Annotated in this window: 1 protein-coding gene; it reads right to left on the bottom strand. The window is 56.8% G+C overall.

Annotation, left to right across the window (positions count from 1 at the left end; genetic code table 11):
- Positions 1–569 (bottom strand): transposase (locus GFJ39_RS13925; protein ID WP_194285399.1); only part of this gene is annotated, 569 nt, incomplete at both ends.

Raw genomic sequence — 569 nt, 5'->3', positions numbered from 1 at the left:
CCGTGGCTGGGATCGTCCCGTCATCCTGCCGCTTCGCTTTGGTAAACTTCAGTGTCCAGCGCGCATGACGGTCCTTATGCGACAGCTTTGCGGGTTTGTCCTGCCAATCTTCAGGAATACGCCCTGCCCGGAGGTCAGCTTTCTCAGCGTTCGTATTGCGCTGCTTTGGGGCGGCTACCAATGTCGCATCCAGGATCTGGCCGGACATTGGCAGATAACCGGCGGTCCGCAGAGTGGCATCAAACCGGTCAAACAGTCTTTCAATAGCTCCCGCCTGGGCCAGACGCTCACGGAACAGCCAGACCGTTTTGGCATCAGGTACCCGGTCCGACAGTCCCAAACCGAGGAAACGCATGAAGGACAGGCGGTCGTTGATCAAATATTCCGTTCGCTCGTCGGACAGATTGTTCAGCGTCTGGATCACCAGAATCTTGAACATCAACACGGGATCAAACGGCGGTCGTCCACCTTTGCTCCCATCTGAATAGGCCAGAGCCTTCTCCAGATCAGGGCGGAACACCTCAAAATCCACAGTCCGGGAAAATGCCTCAAGCTGATCGCCAAGCCCG

Source organism: Gluconobacter aidae (assembly GCF_009547075.1).
GTDB classification, from domain to species: Bacteria; Pseudomonadota; Alphaproteobacteria; order Acetobacterales; family Acetobacteraceae; genus Gluconobacter; species Gluconobacter aidae.
The sequence above is the reverse complement of the archived record's forward strand: the minus strand, read 5'-3'. Positions and strand labels throughout refer to the sequence as shown.